This is a genomic window from Pseudalkalibacillus decolorationis (genome assembly GCF_024609785.1).
GTDB classification, from domain to species: domain Bacteria; phylum Bacillota; class Bacilli; order Bacillales; family Fictibacillaceae; genus Pseudalkalibacillus; species Pseudalkalibacillus decolorationis.
In genome coordinates this window covers 885-1,197 of the sequence record NZ_JANHJQ010000061.1, presented here as the reverse complement: position 1 = coordinate 1,197, position 313 = coordinate 885, and the positions used below count along the sequence as shown (strand labels likewise).

Annotated in this window: 1 rRNA gene (running past both ends of the window); it reads right to left on the bottom strand. The window is 55.0% G+C overall.

Features of this window, described 5'->3' with window-relative positions:
* Positions 1-313, bottom strand: a 16S ribosomal RNA gene (locus NON16_RS25245) (its annotated part extends past both window edges: 285 nt to the left, 884 nt to the right); the annotation flags it as partial.

The following is a 313-nucleotide window of genomic DNA, read 5'->3' as shown; positions in this document are numbered from 1 at the left end:
AGGTTACCCCACCGACTTCGGGTGTTACAAACTCTCGTGGTGTGACGGGCGGTGTGTACAAGGCCCGGGAACGTATTCACCGCGGCATGCTGATCCGCGATTACTAGCAATTCCGGCTTCATGCAGGCGAGTTGCAGCCTGCAATCCGAACTGAGAATGGCTTTATGGGATTCGCTCAACCTCGCGGTTTTGCTGCCCTTTGTACCATCCATTGTAGCACGTGTGTAGCCCAGGTCATAAGGGGCATGATGATTTGACGTCATCCCCACCTTCCTCCGGTTTGTCACCGGCAGTCACCTTAGAGTGCCCAACT